Origin of the sequence: Bradyrhizobium sp. SRL28 (assembly GCF_018596315.1) — a bacterium.
Taxonomy (GTDB): Bacteria; Pseudomonadota; Alphaproteobacteria; order Rhizobiales; family Xanthobacteraceae; genus Bradyrhizobium.
On sequence record NZ_JAHEAG010000149.1, the window covers coordinates 1 to 1485 of the forward strand.

The following is a 1485-nucleotide window of genomic DNA, read 5'->3' on the forward strand; positions in this document are numbered from 1 at the left end:
CAGCCTGTGGACGGGTGTGACGGGCGCCGTTGGGTGATCTGCGAATCGGCATGGTTTCGCTCCTTTCCACGAGGAGCGGGGGCAAATGCCAGGACCGAGATTACCTATGCGCAAAATTCGCGACGTGCTGCGGCTGTCCGCCGCCGGCATGTCCAAACGCAAGATCGCTGCCAGCCTGGGGATGAGTGCAACGGCCGCCGGGGAGTGCATCCAGCGGGCACGCCGCGCCGGCCTCACCTGGCCGGTACCGGAAGGCCTGACGGACGAGGCGCTGGAGGCCCGACTCTACCGACCTCCAACGGTCGGCGCAAAGCGTCGACCGCAGCCAGACTGGGCGGCGGTCCACCGTGAGCTTCGCCGGCCAGGGGTGACGCTGCAGCTATTGTGGGAGGAGCATCGCGCGGCCTACCCGGATGGTTACGGGTACAGCCGCTACTGTGAGCTCTATGGCGCCTGGGCGGCGCGGCTGTCGCCGACTATGCGACAGAGCCACGTCGCTGGCGAGCGCATGTTCGTTGATTACGCCGGCACGACGCTTGAGGTGATGGATGGTTCGACCGGCGAGGTACTGACAGCCCAGCTGTTCGTCGCCTCGCTCGGCGCGACGAACTACACATATGCGGAGGCCACCTGGACGCAGGGCCTGTCCGACTGGATCGGCTCGCACACGCGCGCCTTTGCGTTCATCGGCGGGGTTCCGGCAGTGGTGGTGTCCGACAATCTGCGCTCGGGCGTCACCAAGGCTTGCTTCTATGAGCCGACGGTCAACCGCACCTATGCCGAGATGGCGGCTCACTACAACACCGCCATTGTTCCGGCGCGGCCGTATCGCGCCCGCGACAAAGCTAAGGTAGAAGTTGCGGTCCAAATTGCGACTCGATTTATCGTCGCGAAGCTGCGCAACCGGCAGTTCTTCTCGCTCTGCGCATTGAACGTGGCCATCGCCGAGCTTGTCGCACAACTCAACAACCGCGTGTCGCGCCATCTCGGTGCGAGCCGCCGCGCGTTGTTCGACGAGATCGAGCGCGCGGCGCTCAAACCGCTGCCGGCCGAGCCCTACGTCTTTGCCGAATGGAAGGAATGCAGGGTCGCGCTCGACTACCACGTCGAGATCGAGAAGCACTACTACTCGGTGCCGCACCAATTGCTGCGCGAGAAGGTTTGGGCGCGCATCACGGCGCGCACGATTGAAGTCTTCCACTGCGGCAAACGCGTTGCCGCCCATGTACGCTCTTCCTCCGACCGCAAGCATACGACGGTGCGCGAGCACATGCCGTCGAGCCACCGGCGCTATGCCGACTGGACGCCAGAGCGCCTCCGGCGAAGCGCCGCCGAGATCGGCCGCCGCACGTCGGCACTGATCGCGACTATCCTGCGGGAGCGCACGCATCCCGAGCAAGGCTTCCGCGCCTGTGTCGGCATCCTGCGGCTTGCCAAGACATATGGCCGCGAGAGGCTCGAGGCTGCGTGCGGCCGCGCGCTCGA

1 protein-coding gene is annotated in these 1485 nt (G+C 65.7%); it reads left to right on the forward strand.

Annotated features, from left to right (window positions below; translation table 11 throughout):
* Positions 1-124: 124 nt before the first annotated feature.
* Positions 125-1485: IS21 family transposase (gene istA, locus KIP88_RS45705; RefSeq protein ID WP_214494607.1), on the forward strand; the 1361-nt coding region annotated here is incomplete at its 3' end.